Source organism: Pseudomonas sp. MIS38, assembly GCF_019891575.1.
In the GTDB taxonomy this organism is placed as follows: domain Bacteria; phylum Pseudomonadota; class Gammaproteobacteria; order Pseudomonadales; family Pseudomonadaceae; genus Aquipseudomonas; species Aquipseudomonas putida_A.
This window is the reverse complement of record NZ_JAFLXF010000002.1, coordinates 16,467-38,506: the sequence shown is the minus strand read 5'-3', so window position 1 is coordinate 38,506 and position 22,040 is coordinate 16,467. Positions and strand designations below refer to the sequence as shown.

Sequence of the window (22,040 nt, the reverse complement as noted above, 5' to 3'; positions counted from 1 at the left end):
CCTGACTTTCACTGCGTAGTATCAGCATAGAATCATTCAGCAAAATCGGATGGATTTAACCGGATGCAGAGTTTAGTTCTCCTGATCTGGCTGGCCCTGTGCGCCGCCCAGGATGCCCGGCAACGGCGTATCGCCAATGTGCTGACGTTCGGTGCAGGAGCGCTGGCGCTGATCCATTTGCTGGCGACTGGCACCACCTGGTTCGGAGCCGATGCGCAGCAGGGATGGTGGGCCGCCGCGATCGCCCTGATGTTGACTGTTCCTGGGTATTTCATGGGCCGGATGGGCGCAGGCGATGTGAAATTAATGACAGCCATGGGCCTTGCGACGAACGGTTTATTCATTCTTTGTGCGTTTATCGGCGCTGGTATCGCCAGTCTGCTGTGGCTGCTCGTTGCGCCAAGAGTCTGGCTTCATATGAGTCAATGGCTTAGAGAACGTCTTCGATATTTAGAGCCAGAAGCGTCAAAGAAGCTGCCATTTGCACCGTTCGTGCTGGCAGGTGTATTGGCTTCGATACATTGGATCCATTAGTCGCCAGATGCCACTAGTCCTATGTACATAGTCGGAAAGTGCGTCTACTTTCAAATGAAGTGGTTACATCGCCAAAGTGCAGAAAAAGTCAGCTTTGGCCCGAGCAATGGAGTGGTTCGTGAACAAGCTTACGTCGGCGGTAAAAGTGCTCGTGGTCGATGATCAACCGTTGATCGTCGAAGAATTGTGCGAGTTTCTCGAAAGCAGCGGGTACCGCTGTGTGCCGTGTGAATCCAGCACTCAGGCGATCGAGCGTTTCAGTGAAGACGCCGAAATCGGTCTGGTGCTGAGCGACCTGCATATGCCGGACATGGATGGCATCCAACTGGTGCAGGAGCTGCAACGCATCAGCGGCAAACACCGGGTGTTCGAAGCGATCATGCTCACGGGGCGCGCCGACAAACAGGACGTGATCAAGGCCCTGCGTGCCGGGATTGCCGACTACTACCAGAAGCCGATCCAGCTGGATGAACTGCTCGAAGGCGTGAAACGTCAGGAAGCGGCCCTGCAAGAGCGGCACAAGAATGTCCAGTTGGGACACCTGAACCAGAAGCTGCAGTTTCTCTCGGAATCCATCGACGATCTCTACCAGGATCTGGACAAGGTCCGGCGCAATCCGGCGGCGGTGGTCAAAGACATGCTCGGCGGCGACGGCGCCGAAGCCGAGCAGGAGATTCCGGCGATCTTCAATCAGCTGTCACCACGGCAACTGGATGTGGCGCGGCTGGTGGGCAAAGGGCAGACCAACTATCAGATCGCCTGCGAGTTGGGCATCACCGAAAACACCGTGAAATTGTATGTCTCGCAGGTCTTGCGCCTGACCCATATGCACAACCGCACCCAGTTGGCATTGGCGCTATCGCCCAGTGCCTCGGCCGCCCGTCAGCGTGTGACCGCACACTGATCCCGCTTGCCTGCCCTTCGCGGGCAGGCAGTCAATTCTGCCAAAAATACCTTGAGCGATTATCCGGCTTGCGTCTTGGGTTTGGGGAACAGATTGTCCAGGGTTTCCAACAGGCGCACGTGGTAGATCGGCTTGCGAAACAGATCCAGCACCTGCAGACGCAGCATGTCGCTGACGTCCTCCATGTCGGCATGTCCGGAGGTCACGATCACTGGAAGATGCTGGCGTGAAGTGTGCTCGCGCAGGCGTTTGATCAGCGACATGCCGGACTCCTCCGGCATGCGCAGATCGGTGATCACCAGCGCGATATCCGGATGGCGGGTGAGGTGATGCAGGGCGAGTTTCACCGAGGTGGCGGTGTGGCAGACAAAGCCCTCGCCCTCCAGTAACTCGGCCAGCTCAAGCAACGCGTCCTCTTCGTCGTCAACCAGAAGCAACTGTTGGCGGGGGAGCGAGGAGGCAGTCATGGGCAGTCCCTGAAAAGCTGGAAGTGAGATCGAGTGTAGCGCGACATTCGCCGGACGCGACTCACATCAGGGGGTTTGTACCGGAGCGGTTTGTGCAGTGCCGCCAAGGGATACCAGCACGCTGTTGAAAATCGCCAGCACCTTGGCACCAACCGGTGTCACGAACACCACGACCACTACCGCCACCATTGCCACCACAATCGCGTACTCGATGGCCGACGCGCCTTCAGTACTGGTCAGAAAGGCCCGCGCACGCATCAACAGATATTCAACCACCATGAGCATTCTCCTTTGCGTCAGCCCTTGGCCGCACGCTGGAAATTCACTTGCCTCGTCAACGCCCGGACGCGCGATTGCTCACCCGCGCGGGCATTGAAAGGGGGCGAGCGGGGGGGATCAAGGCGTAGGCCGGACCTGCGCCGTTCCGCCGAGACTGGTCAGAACTGAGTTGAAAATCGCCAGTACCTTGTTGCCGACAGGTGTCACGAACACCACGACGACCACGGCCACCATTGCCACCACGATTGCGTACTCGATTGCCGACGCCCCTTCCTCGCTTTTGAGAAACAGACGGGCCCTGGCTAGCAGATATTCGAGAATCATACGTCCACTCCTTTGCGCCTCTGGCGCCGATCCAACGCTACAGCGGCATGCTTTCACCGTGCTATCAGAGCATTGTCAACAAACCCCTGCTCAACAACTGTAAGAACGGATTAATCACAAAGGATTAACCAGAACGTTAGTCGAGCCAAACCCTACAGTTAATTGGCCAGGACTCATACTTTAGTGAGTTATTTTCCTGTCAGAAATGGCGTTTTGGCTCGGATCAGCTAGCTTGGAAATAGCGAAATCGTTGCATGTTCATAGCTGCCTGATCGCGAAAAATTCTCTCGGCAGGAAGTACAGGCTGTCGGTGCAGTGAGGAAAGGGAGAGCCGTCATGAACAGTCGCGTCACCATGGGTCTTGCAGCCGTTCTGCTGCTGGGGGCAATCGTCGTCGGCTACTGGGGCCTGATGCTCAGTCGGCAACCGGCTCCCGTTGCCCAAGTGCCTGCCGCCCCGGCAGTCGCCATGGAAAAAACCGTGGCCGCCGCCGAAGATCAGACCCGCCAGCCAGTGGTCGTGCTGTTGCACGATGTGCCGCCGTTCACGCCGCTCACGGCTGCCGATGTGGCGGTGGAGAAACTGCGCAGTGCTCCAGCCGGCAGCCTTTCCAGTGTCGAGCAAGCGGTGGGTCGCACGCCGTGGCGGCACTTGAGCGCAGGCACCTGGCTCAACGACGAAAGCTTTCAGGCCGGTGGCTCACTGGCGCGGATGATTCACAGTGATGAGCGTGCGCTGACCGTGGCCGTGGACGAAGTGATCGGCGCCGCCGGGCAACTGATTCCCGGCGACTACGTTGATGTGCTGCTCTACCTGCGTCAGGACGCAAGCAATCTGCAGCAGTCGGCGCAGATCGTGGTTCCAGCCATGCGCGTGCTCGGTGTCGGTGAGCAATACGGTCTGACCAATGACGGCCAACCCGCCAACCCGGCCTTGAGCGCCGACGAAAAACTCAAACAGGATCAACGCCGGATCGCTGCACGCACCGTGGTGCTGGCGGTGCCCGAACAATTGCTCAGCCGGATGATGCTCGCCACTCAGGTCGGCACGTTGCGCCTGGCCGTGCGCAGCAGCGAAGAACAGCGTCTGGCCAGGTACTGGGCCGGTGAAACCCGGTCACCGGTGCACGTGGATAATGCCAACAGCCAACTCTTCCAGTTCACGCAACTGGCCCTCGGTGCCGCGCCAAAAGCGCCGGCCGCTGGCGGCCATGGCGGTGCGCGGCCGATGGAAGTGATCCGCGGCAATCAGCTTTCCCAACAAGCCCCATGACTGAGCAAGGATCCACGTGCATGCAGAGTCGATTCAGGCCGCTATTAACACCTGTCGTCCGGGCCTTGATACTGATGGGACTGTCGATCAACGCCGCCGTCGCGGCCACCGGCAATTGCTCGGCACTCGGCCGTATGCCGCCGGTGATCGAGATCGGCGAAGGCTTCCAGCAGGACATCCAGTCGCCCGTGGCAATCACCCGCGTGGCCATCGGCGACCCGAAGATCGCTGATGTGCACGACACCGGCAGCGCCTCGTTTCTACTCACCGGCGTGGCCCCCGGCGCCACCAGCCTGATGGTCTGGACGTCGTGCTCCAGTGAGCCGCGCCAGAGCATGGTGTTCGTCAAGGGCAGTGCCACTGCCGCACTGACCAGCGCCAGCAGAATGCCTTCCGATGATCCGATGCTGCCCTCGCAAGTGCAGACCGACATTCGTTTCGTCGAAGTCAGCCGCACCAAACTCAAGGAAGCCACCGCTTCGCTAATCGGTACACGGGGCAATTTCCTGTTTGGTTCGCCCGGTACGTTGCCGCCAATCGATGGCGTGCCGACGCCGAGACTGCCGGTGGATAACGGCCTGTTCAATTTTTCGTGGATCGGCGGCAAGACCATGGCGATCATCAACGCGCTGGAAACCAGCGGTTTCGCCTACACCCTCGCGCGCCCCAGCCTGGTGGCGTTGAGCGGGCAGAGCGCAAGTTTTCTGGCCGGTGGTGAAATCCCGATTCCGGTGCCCAGCGCCGGCAGCGACAACGTGTCGATCGAGTACAAGGAGTTCGGTATCCGCCTGACCCTGACCCCGACCGTGATCAGCCACGACCGCATCGCGCTGAAAGTCGCACCGGAAGTCAGCGAACTGGATTTGAGCAACGCTGTGCAGATAGCCGGCACCACCGTGCCGGCCCTGACCATCCGCCGTACCGACACCAGCGTCTCGCTGGCTGATGGCGAAAGCTTCGTGATCAGCGGCCTGATCAGCACCACCAACAGTTCGCAGGTGAACAAGTTTCCGGGGCTGGGTGATATTCCGGTGCTCGGCGCCTTTTTCAAAGGCTCGCAGATCAGACGCGAAGAGCGCGAACTGCTGATGATTGTCACCCCGCACCTGGTGCAGCCAATGGCGGCGGACGCGAAACTGCCATCGCTGCCGGGGGAAAAACTGCGCAACTACGATCCGAATTTCTACCGCATGTTCTTCCTCGAAAACGGCAACTTCGACAAACGCAGTGGGCTGTCCCAATGAACCAGAACCTCAGCCAGACCTTTCTGGCGATCACCCGTAACAGCACCGATCTGGAGTGGCTGCAAGGCGCACTCGCGCCGCTGGGCCAAGTGGTGAGCGCCGGGGCCGGGAGCCTGGACGAGTTGCTGGCGCTGGTCGATGTCACCTTCGCCAGCCTGGTGTTCGTCGGCCTCGATCGCGACCATGTGGTGGCGCAGAGTGCGTTGATCGAAGGCGCGCTGGAAGCCAAACCGATGCTTGCCATCGTTGCGCTCGGCGACGGCATGGACAACCAACTGGTGCTCAACGCCATGCGTGCCGGCGCCCGGGATTTCGTCGCCTACGGTTCGCGGGCCAGTGAGGTCGCGGGGCTGGTGCGGCGCCTGAACAAACGTCTGCCCCCCGTGGCGGCCAACACCCAGCTTGGCGGCCTTACGGTGTTGTACGGCACGCAGAGCTATTCGGATGGCGCGCTGCTGGCCAACCATATGGCGCAGGTGGTGCAAAAGAGCGGACAGCAGACCTTGCTGCTGGATCTGGGCCTGCCGCGCGGTGACAGCCTGGCGCTGCTCGGGCTCGAGAGCTCGTTCCACTTCGGCGATGCCTTGCGTCACTTGCGCAGGCTCGACGCGACGCTGATCGACAGTGCCTTTACCAGCGCTGAAGCGGGGCTGCGGATTCTGGCGTATGCCAGCAGCGACGAGCCGCTGGAAAACACCAGTGCCGCCGAGCTGTACATGTTGCTCAGCGCCTTGCGCCAACACTTCCAGCACATCGTCGTGAATCTGACCGGGCAGTCCGACAGTGAAGCCTTACGCACGTTTGTCAGCCACTGCGACAAGCTGATCTGGTACACCGATCAGAACGTGCTCAATTGCCGGCGCAACCTCGCTGTACTCAACTTGTGGCGCGAGAAGGGCATGAAGCTCGACCACGCACGTTTGCTGGTGGACGGCTATCTGGGCAGCGTGGCCCCGGATGCTGAAACCCTGGGCAAAACCTTCAACCTCGAAGTGATCGCGGTATTGGCGGCCAATGCCGAAGTGCGCCTGAACGCCAAGAATCAGGGCGTCAGCCTGTTCGAACTGGCCCCGCGGGAAAAACTCACGCAAAGCCTGCGTGCTCTCGGTGAGCGTCTGGCCAAGCGCTCCGAAGGCCTGGCCAAACCCAAAGTCACCTGGTTCGACCGCTTGCGAGGCACCTCATGAGCGCGGAAAAACTGTTCGGCGCGGTGCAGCGCGGCGCGACCGGCAATACCGATCACGAAGGCCTGAAACTGGTCCTGCACCGCTACATCATCGACGCCATCGAAGAGTCGGGGAAAAACCTGCTGGAGGGCTCGCGCCAATTGCTGGCGCAGTTTGTCACTGACAAGGTCGCCGAATACATCGCCCGCCTGCACCTGGCGATTTCCCGTTACGAGATGGAGCGGCTGGCCGAAGAAATCGTCGATGAACTCACCGGTTTCGGTCCGCTGGAAGTACTGCTGCGCGATCAGTCAGTGACCGAGATTCTGGTCAACGGCCCGCACCGGGTATTCATCGAACGCGATGGCGTGCTGCATCAGAGTGACCTGCGTTTTATCGACGCGCACCACGTCGAGCGGGTCATGCAACGGATTCTCGCGCCACTCGGGCGGCGTCTCGACGAGTCTTCGCCGATGGTCGATGCACGTCTGCCGGACGGCAGCCGGGTCAACGCGATCATCCCGCCGATCGCGCTCGACGGCCCCTGCCTGTCGATTCGAAAGTTTCGCAAGGACATGCTCAAAAGCAGTGATCTGATGGCGATGCAGACCATCGATCTGGCGATTTTCGAGTTCCTTCAGGAGGCGGTCGGCAAGCGTTGTAACGTGCTGATCAGCGGCGGTACCGGCACCGGCAAAACCACGCTGCTGAACATCCTCAGCCAATTGATCAACCCCCACGAACGTCTGGTGACCATCGAAGACGTCGCCGAATTGCAGCTCAGCCACCCGCATGTTGTGCGCCTGGAAACCCGTCCGCCGAATGCCGAGGGCCACGGCGAAGTCAAGGCCAGCGACCTGATCCGCAACGCCCTGCGCATGCGCCCCGACCGGATCATCCTTGGCGAGATTCGTGGAGTCGAGGTGGTCGATGTGCTGACCGCGATGAACACCGGTCACGACGGCTCGATGAGCACCGTACACGCCAACAATGCCCAGGATGCGTTGCTGCGGTTGGAGACGCTGGTGGGGCTGACCGGTCGCTCGATCGCCGAGCGCACCTTGCGCCAGATGATCTGCGCCGCCCTCGATGTGATCATCCAGCTGACTCGCATGCCCGACGGCCGCCGCTGTGTCAGCGAGGTGGTGGAAGTGGTCGGCATCCGTGAAGACGTCTACGTCACCAACACCTTGTTTCGCCTTGATCGGCGCACTGGTTTCGGCTTCCTGCGCGAAGCGGTCAATCCGGCGGGCGACAAGTTGCGCCACGAGACCCACCTGGGCTGACCGCATGGGACTTGCATCATGATCGGACCGGCCATTCTCATCCTTCTGTGTCTGATCCTGCTCGGGCTATCGATCTGGCTGTTCGTGCACGGTATCCACAAGACCAGCAACGAACGGGTTCTCAATCGTCTCGCGGCGGGGCAGCCGCAACTGGCCGCGCAGAAGCCGACCTGGGTCGGGCTTGAACGGATGTTTTTGCGCGCCGGGCTTGGCCGTCCCAGCGAGCGTTTCGGGCTGTGGATGACCCTGTGGGGCGTGGCGATTGTCCTGGGTTATCTATTGGCGGACTGGATCGGTTTGCTGGCGATGCTGCTGGCGCCGCCGCTGATCCTGCGCCTGTACATTTCCTGGCTGTATCACCGGCGGATCAAACGCATGATCGAGCAGTTGCCGCAGCTGCTCGACTACACCGTGCGCAGTCTCAAGTCCGGCCGCACCTTGAGCGACGCCGTCATGGGCGGCATCGAATCGAGCGAGGATCCGCTGAAAAAAGCCATGGGCCGGGTGCAGCGCAACGTGCAACTGGGGGTCAATCTGCCGGATGCGGTCAGCGATTTCGCCGAACTCTACGAACAGGACGAACTGCGCATGTTTGCCCTCGGCCTCAAGGTCAATCATCGCTACGGCGGCAATGCCAGCGAGCTGTTGGAGAACCTGATCAAGCTGATCCGCGAACGTGACCAGGGCGCCCGGCAACTGCGCGCACTGACTGGCGAAACACGCATGACCGCGTGGGTGCTGGGTTCGCTGCCGGTGATTCTGGTGAGCTACTTCATGCTGACCAACCCCGGCTACATGCTCGGCATGTGGCACGACTCCGGTGGTCGGACCATGTTGATCATCGCCGTGGTGTTGCAAGTGACCGGTTGCCTGGCGCTGTGGCGCATGTTGCGGAGTATTTGAAATGGTCTATCTCGCCGCTCTGATGCTGCTGCTCGGCGCGCTGTTGCTGGTGGTCAATCACCTGCTGACCGAGCGCCGCCGGGTGCGCCAGGTCAACCAGCGTTTGCAGGGGCATCTGGTGCGCGAGAACCGTTTCGGTAACTGGCTGCGGGCTCTGGGTAACAGCAGGTTCGGTCAGCGCTCGGTGAGCATCGACAGCGAAACCCAGACCCTGCTCAGTCGCCTCGGCTGGCGCCGCGCCAGTGAGCGCTCGCTGTTCGCCGCCTGCCAGATCGGCACGCCGCTGCTGGCGCTTGGGTTGGCGATCTTTCTCCAGGAAGTATTTTTTCCGCACGCCGCCAACCGCTGGATCGTGCCGATGCTCGCCACCGGCGCCGGTTACCTGTTGCCCAAGCGGCTGCTGGCTTACGCCGCCGGGCGTCGGCAGAAAACCATCGCCGTGGAAATCTCCACGTTCATTCCGCTGCTGCGCATCCTCTTCGAGTCGGGCATGGCGGTTGAACAAGCCTTGCGCGTGCTCAGCACCGAAGGGCAGAAACTGCTGCCGGAACTGACCCGCGAACTGCGCCTGATTCTGGCCCGGGTCGACTCGGGACTGGAGCTGGGACAGGAGTTGAACAAGACCTCGGTGATGCTGGCGGTCGATGAGTTCACCGACACCTGCGTGATCCTGCAGCAACTGATTCAGCAGGGTGGCGGGGCAATGAAATCGCTGCTGGCGCTCAAACAATTACTCGACGACCGCCGCCTCACCCGACTGCAGGAATACATCTCGAAGATGTCGGCGAAGATGTCGGTGGTGATGATGCTGTTTCTGTTTCCTGCCTTGCTGATCGTACTGGCCGGCCCGGGGTTCACCGCAATTACCCGGGCGTTTGCAAACTGACGTTGGCTCATGGAGAGCGTTTGATGAAAGCACTGATTGTCTTGGCAAGTTTGTTGTTGCTCGGTGGTTGCGCCACCGACGGTCAGGCGCCGTGGTCGGCGATGCTCGCACCGACCAGTTGCAGCAAACTCGATTCCGAACAGGAACTGGCGCTGAACCTGGCGGACGATCTGGCCAACGACGGCAAACTGCACGCCAGCCTGGCCAACCTGCAAAGCCTGCCCGACAAACTGGTCGAGGTCCGCCTGCGCAAGGCCAGGGTGTATCGCTTGCTCGGGCGCAATGAAGCCGAGCCGCTGTATCGCGGGCTACTCGGTACTTGCCTCACGGCGGACGCCGAACACGGCCTGGGGCAGATCTATGCCGCCCGTGGCGACAATGGCCAGGCTCAGGCGCACTTGCAACGCGCGGTGCGTCTGGCGCCGACCAATGAAAAAATCCGCAACGACCTCGGCGTGGTCTACCTCAACCAGTTGCGTCTTGAAGATGCGCGTTTCGAGTTCCTGACGGCCATCGAACTCAAGCAGAACGATCAACTGGCCACGCTGAATTTGGTGAGCTTGCTGCTGTACCAGAACAACTGGCAGCAAGCAGCCGAAATCGTCAGCCGCGCGCACCTGACGCCGGAGCAGTTCGCCGACGCCCAGGCCCGCGCGGAAAAACTCAAGGTGCCGGCCAAGGCCCCGACCGCGGTTGGTAATCAAGTAGCGGTGGTGGCTGACCCACAACCGTCGACGCTCAAGTGACACTCCGGGAGATGACCATGAACACCTTGCACAGTGTTTATTGCCTGGCCCTGCTCAGCCTGCCGTTCGCCGCCCAGGCGATCGACGCCGGCCCGGCCTCGGCGCAGCAACAGGAAACCGAAGGCTGGCTGGTGCTGCAAAGTCGCAACCAGGCAGCCTCGCCCAAGCCGCAAACCGCCACGGCGGCGGAGCGGGAGCTGGCGCTGCAACGCTGGTTGAAGAAATACAAATACGAGATTCCGGATTTTTACGACCCGGATGCGGGCGGCAAGATCGAGACCAAGAACTAGGTTGATCGCAACGCTCAAGCGCGCAGGAGATGCGGCCTGAGCGGATACTGGATGGATTGTCTTGAAAAATGACGCCATCACTTTGACTTTTATGTGGTATCAAAATGATGGCTCGTGTACATTCCCCGCGCCCGAACCAGGACGACTTGGTGGGACGGTAGGGATGCCTGAATCATGTAACGAACCCTGCTGAAACTGTTTCTCATGTTTTGGAAGGGAATCTCGCGTGACTATCGTATGCCTGCGCCGCTCTGTCCTGGCGCTCTCCATCTCCGCCGCCGCTTTGCACACCACTATGGCTATCGCCGCCGGCGCGAGCCTGAACCACGACCTGAGTGGCGGCCCGCTGACCAGTAACCTGCAGAACTGGGGGCTGATCACTCTGAGCGGTAACGGCAATATCGCTCCTGTTTCCCAGGTGAGTACGACCTACGGCGCACAGCTCTCGGGGGTGACGGCGGATCAACTGCGCAACACCGGCAATATCCGGATTGACGGCGCCAGGTTCGGCACCGGGATCAGTCTGGGGACCGCTGGAGTGGTGCCGACCAAAATCGCCGGCGCGCTGCTCAACGAAGGCTCTATTTCAGTTCACGGTCTGGCCGACGCTGGCACCTCCAGCGGTATTTCCGATCTCGGCAGCACGCTGGGCGATTCGTTGGTCAACAGTGGCAGCATCGACGTCAGCGGCCAGACCGCCAGTGGCCTGCTGCTGGTGCACACCAGCATGACCGGGCTCAGCAACCGAGGCACCATCAACGCAAGCGGTACCGATGCATTGGGCGTATTGCTCGATGGCGCGACGCTGAGCCAGTCGGTCAACAACACCGGGACTATCCGTGCGACCGGTGCCAATGCCCAGGCATTGGTGTTCGAGGGGGTCAAGTTCAGCGCTCCGGCGAGCGCCAATTCCACCGCGCTGTGGAACGGCGGAACCATCTCCGGCGAGGACATCGGTGTGCATGTCAGTGGCCAAGCCAGTGGCGCCCGGCCTTTCGGCATCTATCAAATGAACGGGTTGATCGAGGGTGGCAAGGCGGCGATCCAGGTCGATGACGGCGCGAGCTACTTTTATTTCTATGGCGGCGCGGTGAAGGGTGACCTGCTCGGCCTGTCTGGAGTACTGGTCGACGGTGATGCGACTTTCGACGGTTCGACCATCCGCTCCGGCTACGTCACTATCGAAGAGGGCACGCTGACCCTGATGAAGCCGCACACCACCTTCATCGGCGACTTCGATATGGAAGAGTCGAACTCGGTGCTGGAGATGTACCTGGGCAATGACACCAACCCGGCGCTGCCTGTGCTGAAAGTCACCGGCACCACCGATATCGCTCCGGGCGCGCAACTGCGTCTGCTGGCGCGCTCCAGTGATTTTCGCGTGAGCCCCGGTGGAACGCGTTACACCCTGATCAGCTCGGGGAATCTGGTCGGTGGCAACAACCTGACCGTGACCTCGACCTCCGCGCTGCTGGATGTGAAGAGTTTCGGTGTGGTCGGTAATGACATCACCAGTGTGGTGACGACCAAGTCGAGCGAGGTGCTGGCCGAGAACACCCTGGCAGTCGGCGGCAGTGATAACGCGGCGACGGCGGTCGGGCATGTGCCAGGACTGCTGGCACGCCTCGATGAACAGGATCCGGTGTTCCAGGCATTCGCCAACGCTGGCACCGATGCCGAACTGGCGCGCCTGAGTGAAACCCTCAGCCCGGATGTCAGCCGTGGTGTACTGCACGCGGCGACCAACAGTCAGACGCTGGTCTCGGGCGTGATCAATGATCGCTCCAGTCGCGCACGCTCAGCCACCGGCGCCCCGGAAAAAGGCGTATGGCTGCAAGCCTTGAGCAGCGATGCCAATCAGGACGAGCGTCGCGGTGTCGCCGGTTATGACGCCGACAGCCACGGGATCGCGGTCGGTGCCGATGGTCAGTTGAATGCCGATACCACACTGGGTCTGGCTTACAGCTACCTCGATACCGATGTGAAATCCGATCTCGGCAACAAGACCAAAGTCACCGGGCATGCGCTGACGCTGTACAGCAACTGGGTACATGACAACTGGTTCGTCGACTCGTCGCTGATGTACGGCTGGAACGATAACGAATCCAAACGTTATATCGCTGGCACTCAGGCCAAGGCTGATTACGACAGTGATGTATTCGGCGTGAGCGCACTGGCCGGGTACAGCCTGCGGCTGATGCCTGATGTGGTGCTGGAGCCTCAGGTCGGCGCGCGCTATGCCAATGTCGGCATGGATGCGTATCGCGAGAAGGGCAGCTCGGCGTCGCTGAATGTCGGCAGTCAGCGTTATGAAGTCGGTGAGATGGGCGTCGGTGCACGTCTGGCGGCGGCATTCGATGTCGGCAGCGGCAGCCTGGAACCGGAAGCGAAGCTGATGGCCTGGCATGACTTCATCGGTGACAAGGTCAGCACCACATCGGCCTTCGTGCTGGGGGGCGAGTCGTCCGTCAGCCGCGGTACCACTCCGGTGCGTGACAGCTATGAACTGGGCCTGGGCGCCAACTACCGGATGGGCGCGTGGAGCGTCGGCGGCTCTTACAACTATCTGACCTCCAGCGGTTTCGACTCCGACAGCTTTACTGCGAAGGTGCGTTACGCGTTCTGATCCACATCGGGTAAAACCTGTGGGAGCGAGCCTGCTCGCGAAGGCGTAGTGTCAGTCGGCAAAAATGCTGACTGATCCACCGCTTTCGCGAGCAAGCCCGCTCCCACAGGGATGTGCGCTGCAATGTGAGAGCAAGCCCGCTCCCACAGGGATGTGCATTCCAATGTGGGAGCGGGCTTGCTCGCGAAAGCGGTCTGCCTGCTCAGTTGTTTGATCTGACACCCTACAGTTGATAGCTGAAACTGATGCTGTAACGCGCCCGACGATTGAACGTATCCAGCGCTTCATCGGACATCGGCTTGGCGGCCTCCAACGCAATGTTGTAGTACTTGGCATCGCCGAAACGCAGGCCTACTGCTGCCGATGACAGGTCATTGCTCTGCACCGCCAGCTTGTTGAACCAGGTTTTCGAACGGTCCAGCACCACGTACGGCTGCAGGATGCGCACCCAGTTGCCGTCGCGATTGAAGCTGTAGTTGACCTCGTAAGCCGCGCCCCAGCCCTTGTCGCCCGACGCCTGATCGTCCGGGTAGCCACGGCCGAAATTCTGCCCGCCGAACACCGCGCGCTCGCTGTCAGGCAGGGTGTCGTCGCTCCAATACAGTGCGGCTGACAGCACGCCTTGCCAGTTGTCGAAGAACTTGTCGCTTTGCACCCCGGAGAGGCGCAGGCGCAGGAAGTTCAGGTCCAGCGCCGGGTTGTTGGAATGCGCGCCCATGCTGTCCAGACCCTGATACACGCCACCACTGAGAATCCGCAGTTGCCGGGCATCGCTCTTGCGCCAGTCGCCTTCGAATGCGAGGGCACGCACGTTGGTGCGCTCTTCGATGCTGAGCGGATAGCCGACCACGTCATAGCGGTTTTTGTCATCCACTGCATAGAGCCGCGCTCCCGCGTTAAGCAGCTCGTTGGAGGCGGCAATGAACGGGTGGCTGACACCGATGGAGTAGCGGTCATCTTCCTTGTGCGGTTTGAGTTCGAAGCCATCGCTGGTGAGCACATTGGTGCCCGGATCGGCCCGGTAGCGCGAGGCAAACAGGCTCAGTTGCGTACCTTCGCTATTGAGGAACTGGTTGTAGTCCAGACGGTAGTAATGTTCGTGATCGTCGCCCGGCGGAAACAGCCCGCTCAGGGTCAGCTGCTCGCCCATGGCGGTCTGCGAGTTACTGCTGACCCCCAGCAATGCCTGCGTGCCGTTGCGGTTGTCTTCGGTGGTGCTCATGGTGCTGGTGAACGCTTTGCGGCTGGCCTGGGCCACCAGCGTCGTTGCGCCGTCGGTGGTGCCCGGCGGCGGCACTTGCGCCTGGATGGTCACGCCGGGGATGCGGGTCATCAGGGTGGTGTAGCGTTCGAAGGTCTTGCGGGTCAGCGGGCGTTCGGCCTGGATTTTGGCTGCCAGGTCGTCGAGCAGGCCTTTGACCCGGCCGACATCGCCCTGCACCTGCACATCGCGCACATAACCTTCGACCAGCACCACTCGGGCTACGCCGTCGTCGAAACGCTGTTGCGGCAGGAAGGCATAGGACAGCAGATAGCCGTCCTTCTGGTAGCGCCGCGTGATGTCGCGTGTGGCTTCGATCAGGTCGGCGAGGCTGGTCTGATGGCCGATCAGGGGTTTGTAGACTTCGGCCAGCTCATTGAGCGGGTAGATCGTGCCGCCTTCGATCTGCACGGTTTTCAGGTTGATTTTGGTCTCCATCAACAGCGGCTGCGCCGTGGCCGCGCCGGGGTCGGGTACTTGCAGGGGCGTGGCGGCGGGGCGATAAGCATCTGCCGGCAGGTTCGGCACGGGCAGGTTACGCGTGGTTTCGTTGCTGTTGAGAAAACTGGGCAGGGTGTCGGCGAGGGCGGCGGAACTGAGACTGAGGAACAGCAGGGATGCCATTACGCGCATAGGACACTCCATGGTCAGATCACAGCGCTGGGCTGAATTTTTCCTAAGAAAAAAGCGGAAGACTCGTGGGAATCTTCCGCCCTCAACCAAGCGTAGGCGCTGTAGGTGCGGCCGTCGAATCGGCCAGGTGCAATTTAGCGTTTGTTGCCTCCAAGAGCGCCGGTCAGACCACCGAGTACACCGCCCAGGCCTCCGGTTGCGGTGCCTCCAGTGGCGGTGCCGCCGCTGACCAGTCCGCCGACCGCACCGACGGTGGCGCCGACGTTGCTGACCACACCACCCACGGCGGTGGTGACCGGGTTGTTGGTGGCGGCAATGGTGTTGCCGATCGTGCTGACCGCTCCGCCGACCTGGCCGGTGAGACCGGCGACCGGTGCACCGAGACCTGTAGTGGCACCGACCTGTTGAGTGAGACCGGTGACGGCGCTGGTGACTGGGTTCAGCCCTGCGCCGACGGTAGCGCCGACGGTGGCCAGTGGCGAGGTGGTGGCGGTGATCGGCGTGCCCGAGCCGCCGAGTACGGTGTTGAGCGAAGCGATGGTGTTGCCCAGTCCGCCAGCCGTGACGCCGCCGGCGCTGACCACGCCGTTGGTGCTGCCGGCGTTCAGACCGGCACCGACGTTGACCACGGCGCCGCCAACCGTTTGCAGCAAGCCGGTACCGCCCAGACCGCCGCCGAGACCACCGCCCAATCCGCCACCGGTGCTGGTGCCGTTATCCACCAGCCCCCCGGCCTTGCCGACAGTGGTGCCGACATTGGTCAAGGCGCCGCCGACGGTGTTGGTCAACGCGTTGCCACTGCCAGCACCGGTGACTTGACCACCCAGGCCTTTGACGGCGCCGCCGACCTGGCCGAGGACACCATTGAGCGGAGCGCCGAGGCCGGTTGCATCGCCGACTTTGTCGGTGGTGCTTTCAACCATGGCAATCACTGGCACCAGACCGTTGCCGACACTTTTGGTCACTGAACCGAGTGGGCCGGTGGTGGTGGCCAGGCTCAGGGTGTCGCCGAGCATGGTGACTTTTTCACCGACGCCATCGAGCACCGGTGCCACTTTGGTCACCACGCCGCCGACAACCGGGACGCTGCCGGTGGCGGTCGCCAGTTTGCTGCTCAGATCCGAGACGCCAGTACCGACATCTGACACCACGCCGCCGACCGAGGCTGCGGTGACGCCCAGACCGTTGTCGACCGTGCCCAGTTTGCCGATGCCGTTGGCCACGCCATCACCCAGGGTAGTGACCACATTGCCTGTGGTTTTGACTGCGCTTTGCACAACGCCGCCCACGACTGGAACGGTGCTCAAGGAGTCGCCGACCTGACCGACACCACTGCCGACGCCCGCGACGGTGTTGCCGACATCCTGCACCAGGGTGGTAGTCACCAGCGGGGTGGTAGTCGGGTTGGTCGGGTTGGTTGGATCCGTAGGGTCTGTCGGATTGGTAGGATTGGTCGGGTTCGTCGGATTGGTCGGGTTGGTCGTGCCGGTACCGCCAGTGCCACCGGTACCACCTGTGCCTGCGGTATCGGTGCCGCCAGTACCGCCACTGCTACCGCCAGTGCCACCAGTGCCGCCAGTGCCCGACGTCGCGCTGTCTGGCGAAGAGCTGCCGGAGCTGCTGTGATGGCCGCCACCGCCGCTGCTGCAGCCAGCGAGGCCAAGGGAGAGGATCAATGCCAGAGCTGTTGCCGATTTGCACCACACTTGAGTTTTCATGATTGAGATTCCTTGCACCTGTAACAACATTCGTCGTTTTCGATGGCTCACCGATCTGTCGCCGGTGATGCCTCGTCCGTGGTGCCAATCTCGATCGCGCGGTGCTTTCCCACCATTCTCAAGTTGGTATTAACGCCTTTATATATAAGGCGCCGCGCCGTGCCTAAGGACTAATACCCAGGATATAGACGCATAAAAAAAGGCCTTGAAAATCAAGGCCTGGAGTTTTTCAGAGTGCGGCGCCAAACGCGGAAAAACTTAAGTGATATATACACAATTTACAGGCTTGCCCGGGCGGATACTCAGGCAACCGGTTGCCACTGACCGACCATGTGTTCCAGATCGCCGTTGCCGATCAGGCGCAACTCGCCGCTGGATCCCGGCGCACTCGCCAGCAATGAGACCTCGCTGGGCAAGCGCACCGGTTTGCGAAAGTGCACGGCGATTTCAAGGTTGGCCTTGGGTAGGTGATCCGCCAGTGCGGCGAGGGTACGTGCCTTGTTCCACAGACCGTGAGCAATCGCCGTGGGAAAACCGAACAGCTTGGCACTGGCGGCGCTCAGGTGAATCGGGTTGTAGTCGCCCGAGACTTTGGCGTATTTCCGACCGATATCGGCCGGCGCTTTCCATTGCGCGACTTGCGTCAACACCTGGGACGGTTCCCAGTGTTGCTCTACGGGTTCGCCCTCGAGTTTCACCCCGCGACAGAGCATCTGGCTTTCGGCTTCCCACAGTGGTCCGAGTTGATCGTCCAGAGTGGTCAGTACGTCGAAGGTCGCACCTTTGGGATGCGGCTGCAGGTTGTGCACGCGAACACTGACTTGCGCGCGACTGATCCCGCCCATTGGCCGCAACACGCGTATGCGGTTGCTCAGGTGAATCAGCCCCAGCAGCGGGAATGGAAACTCCTTCGCCGTGAGCAATTGCATCTGCAGGGCGAACGCGAGGATGTGTGGATAAGTTGGCGGCAGCAGGCCGTCATCGGTAAAGCCGCAGACCTTGCGATAGGCCGCCAGTTTTTGCGGGTCGACATCGACCCAGCAGCGCAAACCGCTGTCGGGCAGTCGGGTGCCGGTGATCTTGCGCCGTGTCGCGGCCCGCGCGTACAGGCCGGGCAGGCTCGGTTCACGGTCGAGGGTGTGCCATTCAATGCTCATGCCTATGCCCCCAGAACACTTTGGCCACAGACCCGCAGCGCCTGGCCGGTAAATGCGCCGGTGCCCGGTTGCGCCAGCCACGCGACGGCTTCGGCGACGTCTTGCGGCAAGCCGCCCTGGCCCAGCGAACTCATGCGCCGTCCGGCCTCACGCAGGCCGAACGGGATGTGCGCGGTCATCTGGGTTTCGATGAAGCCCGGGGCCACGGCGTTGATGCTGATGCCGCGTTCGTGCAGCGTTGGCGCCCAGGCCTGAGCCAGGCCGATCAGGCCGGCCTTGCTCGCGGCGTAGTTGGTCTGCCCGCGATTGCCGGCGATGCCGCTGATCGAGGCCAGCAGAATCACCCGCGCATTGTCGTGCAGGGTGCCGCTGTCGAGCAGCGCCTTGGTCAGCACTTGCGGGGCATTGAGGTTGACCGCCAGCACCGCGTCCCAGAATTCCGGGGTCATGTTGGCCAGGGTCTTGTCGCGGGTGATCCCGGCGTTGTGCACCAGAATGTCGAGGCCGTTCGGCAGTTGTTCGATCAGTTGCGCGGCGGCATCTTCGGCGCAGATATCAAGGGTGATCGCCCGGCCGCCAAGACGTGCGGCGAGGGCTTCCAGATCAGTCTTGGCCGGGGGGACGTCGAGCAGAATCACCTCGGCGCCATCGCGGGCGAGGGTCTCGGCAATCGAGGCGCCGATCCCGCGTGCCGCGCCGGTGACCAGCGCCTTGCGTCCGGCCAATGGCCGGGTCCAATCGGTGACCGGCGTGGCGCACGGGCTCAGGCGAATCACCTGCCCGGAAACAAAGGCACTTTTCGGTGACAGGAAAAACCGCAACGGCCCCTCAAGCTGATCTTCAGCGCCGTCACCGACATAGATCAGTTGCAGCGTGCCGCCGCTGCGCAGCTCCTTGGCCAGCGAACGCGAAAAGCCTTCGAGCGCTCGCTGTGCACTGGACGCAAACGGATCGCGCAGGGTTTCCGGGGCGCGGCCCAGGATCACCAGGTGCGCGCTGCTGTCGAGGTTTTTCATCAATGGCTGGAAGAACTCGCGCAGCTGTTTGAGCTGGTCGGTGTGCTGCAGATCGCTGGCATCGAACACCACGGCCTTGAGTTTAGGCCCGTGCCCGGGAATCCACGCCGTGGCCAGCGACGGTTCAGTGCCGTAGCTGTAGATCGCATCGGTCAGGCGGTTGGCGAACGCATTGACCCGCTCGGCCAGCGGCCCGCCGCCGATCAGCAGCGCACCGTCCACCGGCCGCAGGCGTCCGGCCTGCCAGCGTTCCAGCCGCACCGGCGACGGCAGGCCCAAAGCCCCGACCAGACGGTGGCCGATGGATGAGTTGGCGAAGTCGATATAGCGGTCAGACATGGAACGCTCTCCAAAAGTTGGGGTTCAAAGTGTGGACTACCAACGGCAATCAATCGTTCGATCCACGCAATAAGGCCTACGCTAGAACAGCAGAGTAGTTGGCCGCCGATGGTTGTGTGGCCAAACACAAATTCAGAAACAACGTTGAACCTTGTAGGAGTGACCTGTGGCGAGGGGATTCATCCCCGATCGGCTGCGAAGCAGTCGCAATGTATAGCGATTGCAATGAGGGGGCCGCTGCGCGACCCATCGGGGATGAATCCCCTCACCACAGGCTCACTCCTACAAAGGATTCAGGTGAATTCGATCATTTGGAAAAGGAGCTTTTCATGAGTCAGCTGCGCCGCGTCGCCATCATCGGTGGTAACCGTATTCCTTTCGCCCGTTCCAACGGGCCGTACGCCACTGCCAGCAATCAGGTGATGCTCACTGCTGCCCTGGAAGGCCTGATCGAACGCTACAACCTGCACGGCCAGCGCATCGGCGAAGTGGTGGCGGGTGCGGTGCTTAAATTGTCACGGGATATGAACCTGACCCGCGAGTGCGTGCTCGGCTCGCGGCTGTCGCCGGCCACCCCGGCCTATGACATCCAGCAAGCCTGCGGCACCGGGCTGGAGGCAGCGCTGCTGGTGGCCAACAAAATCGCCCTCGGCCAGATTGATTGCGGCATTGCCGGTGGCGTCGACACCACCTCGGACGCGCCGATCAGCGTCAGCGAAGGCTTGCGCAAAATCCTTCTGCAGGCCAACCGCGCCAAGACCACCGGCGACAAGCTGAAGACCTTTCTGCAACTGCGTCCGCGGCACCTGATCCCGGAGTTTCCGCGTAACGGCGAACCGCGCACCGGCCTGTCGATGGGCCAGCACTGCGAACTGATGGCGCAGACCTGGAATGTTCCGCGTGAAGAGCAGGATCAACTGGCCCTCGAAAGCCATCACAAACTCGCCGCGTCCTACAGTGAAGGCTGGCACAACGATCTGATGACGCCTTTCCTCGGCCTGACCCGCGACAACAACCTGCGTCCGGACCTGACCCTGGAAAAACTCGCCACGCTCAAGCCCGCTTTCGAAAAAAGCGCGAAGGGCACGCTGACGGCAGGCAACTCCACGCCACTCACCGACGGCGCCTCAGTGGTGCTGCTGGGCAGCGAGGAATGGGCAAAAGAACGTGGTCTGCCGATCCTCGCCTACCTGCGCGATGGCGAAGCGGCGGCGGTGGATTTCGTCAACGGCGCCGAAGGCCTGTTGATGGCGCCGGTATATGCAGTGCCGCGCCTGCTGGCGCGTAATGGGTTGACCCTGCAAGACTTCGATTACTACGAAATTCACGAAGCGTTCGCCGCGCAGGTGCTGTGCACGCTCAAGGCCTGGGAAGACTCCGAATACTGCAAGACGCGTTTGGGGCTGGAGGCACCGCTGGGTTCGATCGACCGCAGCCGGCTGAATGTGAAAGGCAGCTCGTTGGCGGCGGGGCATCCGTTTGCCGCGACCGGCGGGCGGATTGTCGCCAACCTGGCAAAACTGCTGGATGCGGCCGGCAAGGGCAGGGGCCTGATCTCGATCTGCGCCGCTGGCGGCCAGGGTGTCACCGCGATCATCGAACGTTGAGCACAATCCCCTGTGGGAGCGGGCTTGCTCGCGAAGGGGCCGTGTCAGGCGCCGTCATTGTGTCTGACAGACCGCTTTCGCGAGCAAGCCCGCTCCCACAGGGGAAATGAATGCCAATGTCAGATTCTGTCGCAAATGCCCTCGACGCTGATTGCCAACATTTCAAACGGGCTCAGCTATGATCGGCAAAGCTCGATTATTTCGGCACAGTGTGTGCATCCACAGGGTTCATAGGTCGGCAACCCCTCCCCGTAGAGCGAGGATTGCCGTATAACGAGTGACATTCGCGTGTTTGGTAATAAAGGACCCACAATAAAAGCTGATGAAGACTCCAAAACGCATTGAACCCCTGATCGAAGACGGTCTGGTCGACGAAGTGCTGCGCCCACTCATGAGTGGTAAAGAAGCAGCTGTTTATGTGGTGCGCTGCGGTAACCAGTTACGTTGCGCGAAGGTTTACAAGGAGGCGAACAAACGCAGTTTCCGCCAGGCAGCCGAGTATCAGGAAGGCCGCAAGGTGCGTAACAGCCGGCAGGCCCGGGCGATGGCCAAGGGTTCGAAATTCGGTCGCAAAGAGACCGAAGACGCCTGGCAGAACGCCGAAGTCGCGGCGCTGTTCCGTCTGGCCGGTGCCGGCGTGCGAGTGCCCAAACCGTATGATTTTCTCGATGGCGTGCTGCTGATGGAGCTGGTGGCCGACGAATATGGCGATGCCGCGCCGCGTCTGAACGACGTGGTGCTGGAGCCGGATCAGGCCCGCGAGTATCACGCGTTCCTGATCTCGCAGATCGTGCTGATGTTGTGTACCGGTCTGGTGCACGGTGACCTCTCGGAGTTCAACGTGCTGCTGACCCCGACCGGCCCGGTGATCATCGACCTGCCGCAGGCGGTGGATGCCGCTGGCAACAACCACGCGTTCAGCATGCTCGAGCGCGATGTGGGCAACATGGCGTCGTACTTCGGGCGCTTTGCCCCGGAGCTGAAGCAGACCCGCTACGCGAAGGAAATGTGGGCGTTGTACGAAGCCGGCACCTTGCACCCCAACAGCGTGCTGACCGGCGAGTTCGACGATCCGGAAGATCTGGCTGACGTTGGCGGTGTGTTGCGCGAGATCGAAGCGGCGCGGCTCGACGAAGAGCGCAAGCAGGCGATCCGTGCGGCGGATGACGAGCCCAAAGGCAAGTCCGACGAACCGCCTCCGCCACCGTGGATGCAGTAAGCGCATGAACAGAAACCCGGCTTCGGCCGGGTTTTTTGTGCCTGCCCGAAACACCGAAGATCCCTTGTAGGAGTGAGCCTGCTCGCGATGGCGGTGTGTCATTCAGCGTAAGTGTTGCCTGATACACAGCCATCGCGAGCAGGCTCACTCCTACAAGGGATTT

At 61.6% G+C, this 22,040-nt stretch carries 20 protein-coding genes; 13 read left to right on the top strand and 7 right to left on the bottom strand.

Annotated elements, in window-relative coordinates; genetic code table 11:
• The first annotated feature begins 63 nt into the window (after positions 1–63).
• Positions 64–534 carry a prepilin peptidase gene (locus J1G18_RS03805; protein ID WP_098967049.1) on the top strand — a complete coding sequence of 157 codons (471 nt, stop codon included), beginning with the start codon at positions 64–66 and terminating at the stop codon, positions 532–534.
• A gap of 118 nt (positions 535–652) precedes the next feature.
• Complete coding sequence (locus J1G18_RS03800) at positions 653–1,438, top strand: response regulator transcription factor (RefSeq protein WP_096794830.1); 786 nt, start codon at positions 653–655, stop codon at positions 1,436–1,438.
• 59 nt (positions 1,439–1,497) lie between these two features.
• Here the strand turns inward: J1G18_RS03800 and J1G18_RS03795 are convergent, their stop codons facing one another.
• The 3 genes from J1G18_RS03795 to J1G18_RS03785 form a co-directional block, all read right to left on the bottom strand.
• Complete coding sequence (locus tag J1G18_RS03795) at positions 1,498–1,905, bottom strand: response regulator (protein WP_025111740.1); 408 nt, start codon at positions 1,903–1,905, stop codon at positions 1,498–1,500.
• A gap of 66 nt (positions 1,906–1,971) precedes the next feature.
• On the bottom strand, positions 1,972–2,184 hold the full coding sequence (locus tag J1G18_RS03790; RefSeq protein ID WP_096794831.1) for a Flp family type IVb pilin: 213 nt from the start codon (positions 2,182–2,184) through the stop codon (positions 1,972–1,974).
• 117 nt (positions 2,185–2,301) lie between these two features.
• Complete coding sequence (locus J1G18_RS03785) at positions 2,302–2,508, bottom strand: Flp family type IVb pilin (RefSeq protein ID WP_095138203.1); 207 nt, start codon at positions 2,506–2,508, stop codon at positions 2,302–2,304.
• Positions 2,509–2,844: 336 nt separating this feature from the next.
• Here J1G18_RS03785 and cpaB point away from each other — a divergent pair, with 336 nt between their 5' ends.
• The 9 genes from cpaB (at position 2,845) to J1G18_RS03740 (ending at position 12,927) form a co-directional block, all read left to right on the top strand.
• On the top strand, positions 2,845–3,780 hold the full coding sequence (gene cpaB, locus J1G18_RS03780) for a Flp pilus assembly protein CpaB (RefSeq protein WP_098967050.1): 936 nt from the start codon (positions 2,845–2,847) through the stop codon (positions 3,778–3,780).
• Between the two features lie 20 nt (positions 3,781–3,800).
• Entirely contained in the window at positions 3,801–5,024 is a 1,224-nt protein-coding gene (locus J1G18_RS03775; protein ID WP_098967052.1) for a type II and III secretion system protein family protein, read from the top strand.
• Positions 5,021–6,211, top strand: coding sequence for a pilus assembly protein (locus tag J1G18_RS03770; protein ID WP_098967053.1), 1,191 nt, complete (start codon positions 5,021–5,023; stop codon positions 6,209–6,211). The genes J1G18_RS03775 and J1G18_RS03770 overlap by 4 nt, the downstream gene beginning before the upstream one ends.
• Entirely contained in the window at positions 6,208–7,476 is a 1,269-nt protein-coding gene (locus J1G18_RS03765; RefSeq protein ID WP_098967055.1) for a CpaF family protein, read from the top strand. Before J1G18_RS03770 ends, J1G18_RS03765 begins: the two co-directional genes overlap by 4 nt.
• An 18-nt stretch (positions 7,477–7,494) precedes the next feature.
• Entirely contained in the window at positions 7,495–8,379 is an 885-nt protein-coding gene (locus tag J1G18_RS03760) for a type II secretion system F family protein (RefSeq protein WP_097089927.1), read from the top strand.
• Between the two features lies 1 nt (position 8,380).
• Positions 8,381–9,265: a type II secretion system F family protein gene (locus J1G18_RS03755; protein ID WP_007962993.1), complete on the top strand. Its 885-nt coding sequence runs from the start codon at positions 8,381–8,383 to the stop codon at positions 9,263–9,265.
• 23 nt (positions 9,266–9,288) lie between these two features.
• Positions 9,289–10,011, top strand: a complete 723-nt coding sequence (locus J1G18_RS03750; protein ID WP_135294886.1) for a tetratricopeptide repeat protein — start codon at positions 9,289–9,291, stop codon at positions 10,009–10,011.
• Between the two features lie 17 nt (positions 10,012–10,028).
• Positions 10,029–10,301 (top strand): DUF3613 domain-containing protein, encoded by a 273-nt coding sequence (locus J1G18_RS03745; protein ID WP_134785360.1) that lies wholly within the window; start codon positions 10,029–10,031, stop codon positions 10,299–10,301.
• A gap of 226 nt (positions 10,302–10,527) precedes the next feature.
• On the top strand, positions 10,528–12,927 hold the full coding sequence (locus J1G18_RS03740; RefSeq protein WP_223007116.1) for an autotransporter domain-containing protein: 2,400 nt from the start codon (positions 10,528–10,530) through the stop codon (positions 12,925–12,927).
• Positions 12,928–13,150: 223 nt separating this feature from the next.
• Here the strand turns inward: J1G18_RS03740 and J1G18_RS03735 are convergent, their stop codons facing one another.
• From J1G18_RS03735 to J1G18_RS03720, 4 genes are all read right to left on the bottom strand, one after another.
• Positions 13,151–14,821 (bottom strand): ShlB/FhaC/HecB family hemolysin secretion/activation protein, encoded by a 1,671-nt coding sequence (locus tag J1G18_RS03735; RefSeq protein ID WP_223007115.1) that lies wholly within the window; start codon positions 14,819–14,821, stop codon positions 13,151–13,153.
• Positions 14,822–14,955: 134 nt separating this feature from the next.
• On the bottom strand, positions 14,956–16,539 hold the full coding sequence (locus J1G18_RS03730) for a collagen-like triple helix repeat-containing protein (protein WP_223007114.1): 1,584 nt from the start codon (positions 16,537–16,539) through the stop codon (positions 14,956–14,958).
• 302 nt (positions 16,540–16,841) lie between these two features.
• On the bottom strand, positions 16,842–17,696 hold the full coding sequence (locus tag J1G18_RS03725; RefSeq protein ID WP_223007113.1) for a MaoC family dehydratase: 855 nt from the start codon (positions 17,694–17,696) through the stop codon (positions 16,842–16,844).
• 2 nt (positions 17,697–17,698) lie between these two features.
• Positions 17,699–19,051 (bottom strand): 3-oxoacyl-ACP reductase, encoded by a 1,353-nt coding sequence (locus J1G18_RS03720; RefSeq protein ID WP_134785365.1) that lies wholly within the window; start codon positions 19,049–19,051, stop codon positions 17,699–17,701.
• A gap of 329 nt (positions 19,052–19,380) precedes the next feature.
• Here J1G18_RS03720 and J1G18_RS03715 point away from each other — a divergent pair, with 329 nt between their 5' ends.
• Positions 19,381–20,658, top strand: coding sequence for an acetyl-CoA C-acetyltransferase (locus tag J1G18_RS03715; protein WP_223007112.1), 1,278 nt, complete (start codon positions 19,381–19,383; stop codon positions 20,656–20,658).
• A 322-nt stretch (positions 20,659–20,980) separates the two neighbouring features.
• On the top strand, positions 20,981–21,877 hold the full coding sequence (locus J1G18_RS03710; protein ID WP_003221347.1) for a PA4780 family RIO1-like protein kinase: 897 nt from the start codon (positions 20,981–20,983) through the stop codon (positions 21,875–21,877).
• Positions 21,878–22,040: the final 163 nt, after the last annotated feature.

Excerpts from the sequence above, each read along its gene's own strand:
- J1G18_RS03805 (WP_098967049.1), top strand. The coding sequence starts at position 64 with ATGCAGAGTTTAGTTCTCCTGATCTGGCTGGCCCTGTGCGCCGCCCAG.
- J1G18_RS03795 (WP_025111740.1), bottom strand. The coding sequence starts at position 1,905 with ATGACTGCCTCCTCGCTCCCCCGCCAACAGTTGCTTCTGGTTGACGAC.
- J1G18_RS03790 (WP_096794831.1), bottom strand. The coding sequence starts at position 2,184 with ATGGTGGTTGAATATCTGTTGATGCGTGCGCGGGCCTTTCTGACCAGT.
- J1G18_RS03785 (WP_095138203.1), bottom strand. The coding sequence starts at position 2,508 with ATGATTCTCGAATATCTGCTAGCCAGGGCCCGTCTGTTTCTCAAAAGC.
- cpaB (WP_098967050.1), top strand. The coding sequence starts at position 2,845 with ATGAACAGTCGCGTCACCATGGGTCTTGCAGCCGTTCTGCTGCTGGGG.
- J1G18_RS03775 (WP_098967052.1), top strand. The coding sequence starts at position 3,801 with ATGCAGAGTCGATTCAGGCCGCTATTAACACCTGTCGTCCGGGCCTTG.
- J1G18_RS03770 (WP_098967053.1), top strand. The coding sequence starts at position 5,021 with ATGAACCAGAACCTCAGCCAGACCTTTCTGGCGATCACCCGTAACAGC.
- J1G18_RS03765 (WP_098967055.1), top strand. The coding sequence starts at position 6,208 with ATGAGCGCGGAAAAACTGTTCGGCGCGGTGCAGCGCGGCGCGACCGGC.
- J1G18_RS03760 (WP_097089927.1), top strand. The coding sequence starts at position 7,495 with ATGATCGGACCGGCCATTCTCATCCTTCTGTGTCTGATCCTGCTCGGG.
- J1G18_RS03755 (WP_007962993.1), top strand. The coding sequence starts at position 8,381 with ATGGTCTATCTCGCCGCTCTGATGCTGCTGCTCGGCGCGCTGTTGCTG.
- J1G18_RS03750 (WP_135294886.1), top strand. The coding sequence starts at position 9,289 with ATGAAAGCACTGATTGTCTTGGCAAGTTTGTTGTTGCTCGGTGGTTGC.
- J1G18_RS03745 (WP_134785360.1), top strand. The coding sequence starts at position 10,029 with ATGAACACCTTGCACAGTGTTTATTGCCTGGCCCTGCTCAGCCTGCCG.
- J1G18_RS03735 (WP_223007115.1), bottom strand. The coding sequence starts at position 14,821 with ATGCGCGTAATGGCATCCCTGCTGTTCCTCAGTCTCAGTTCCGCCGCC.
- J1G18_RS03730 (WP_223007114.1), bottom strand. The coding sequence starts at position 16,539 with ATGAAAACTCAAGTGTGGTGCAAATCGGCAACAGCTCTGGCATTGATC.
- J1G18_RS03725 (WP_223007113.1), bottom strand. The coding sequence starts at position 17,696 with ATGAGCATTGAATGGCACACCCTCGACCGTGAACCGAGCCTGCCCGGC.
- J1G18_RS03720 (WP_134785365.1), bottom strand. The coding sequence starts at position 19,051 with ATGTCTGACCGCTATATCGACTTCGCCAACTCATCCATCGGCCACCGT.
- J1G18_RS03715 (WP_223007112.1), top strand. The coding sequence starts at position 19,381 with ATGAGTCAGCTGCGCCGCGTCGCCATCATCGGTGGTAACCGTATTCCT.
- J1G18_RS03710 (WP_003221347.1), top strand. The coding sequence starts at position 20,981 with ATGAAGACTCCAAAACGCATTGAACCCCTGATCGAAGACGGTCTGGTC.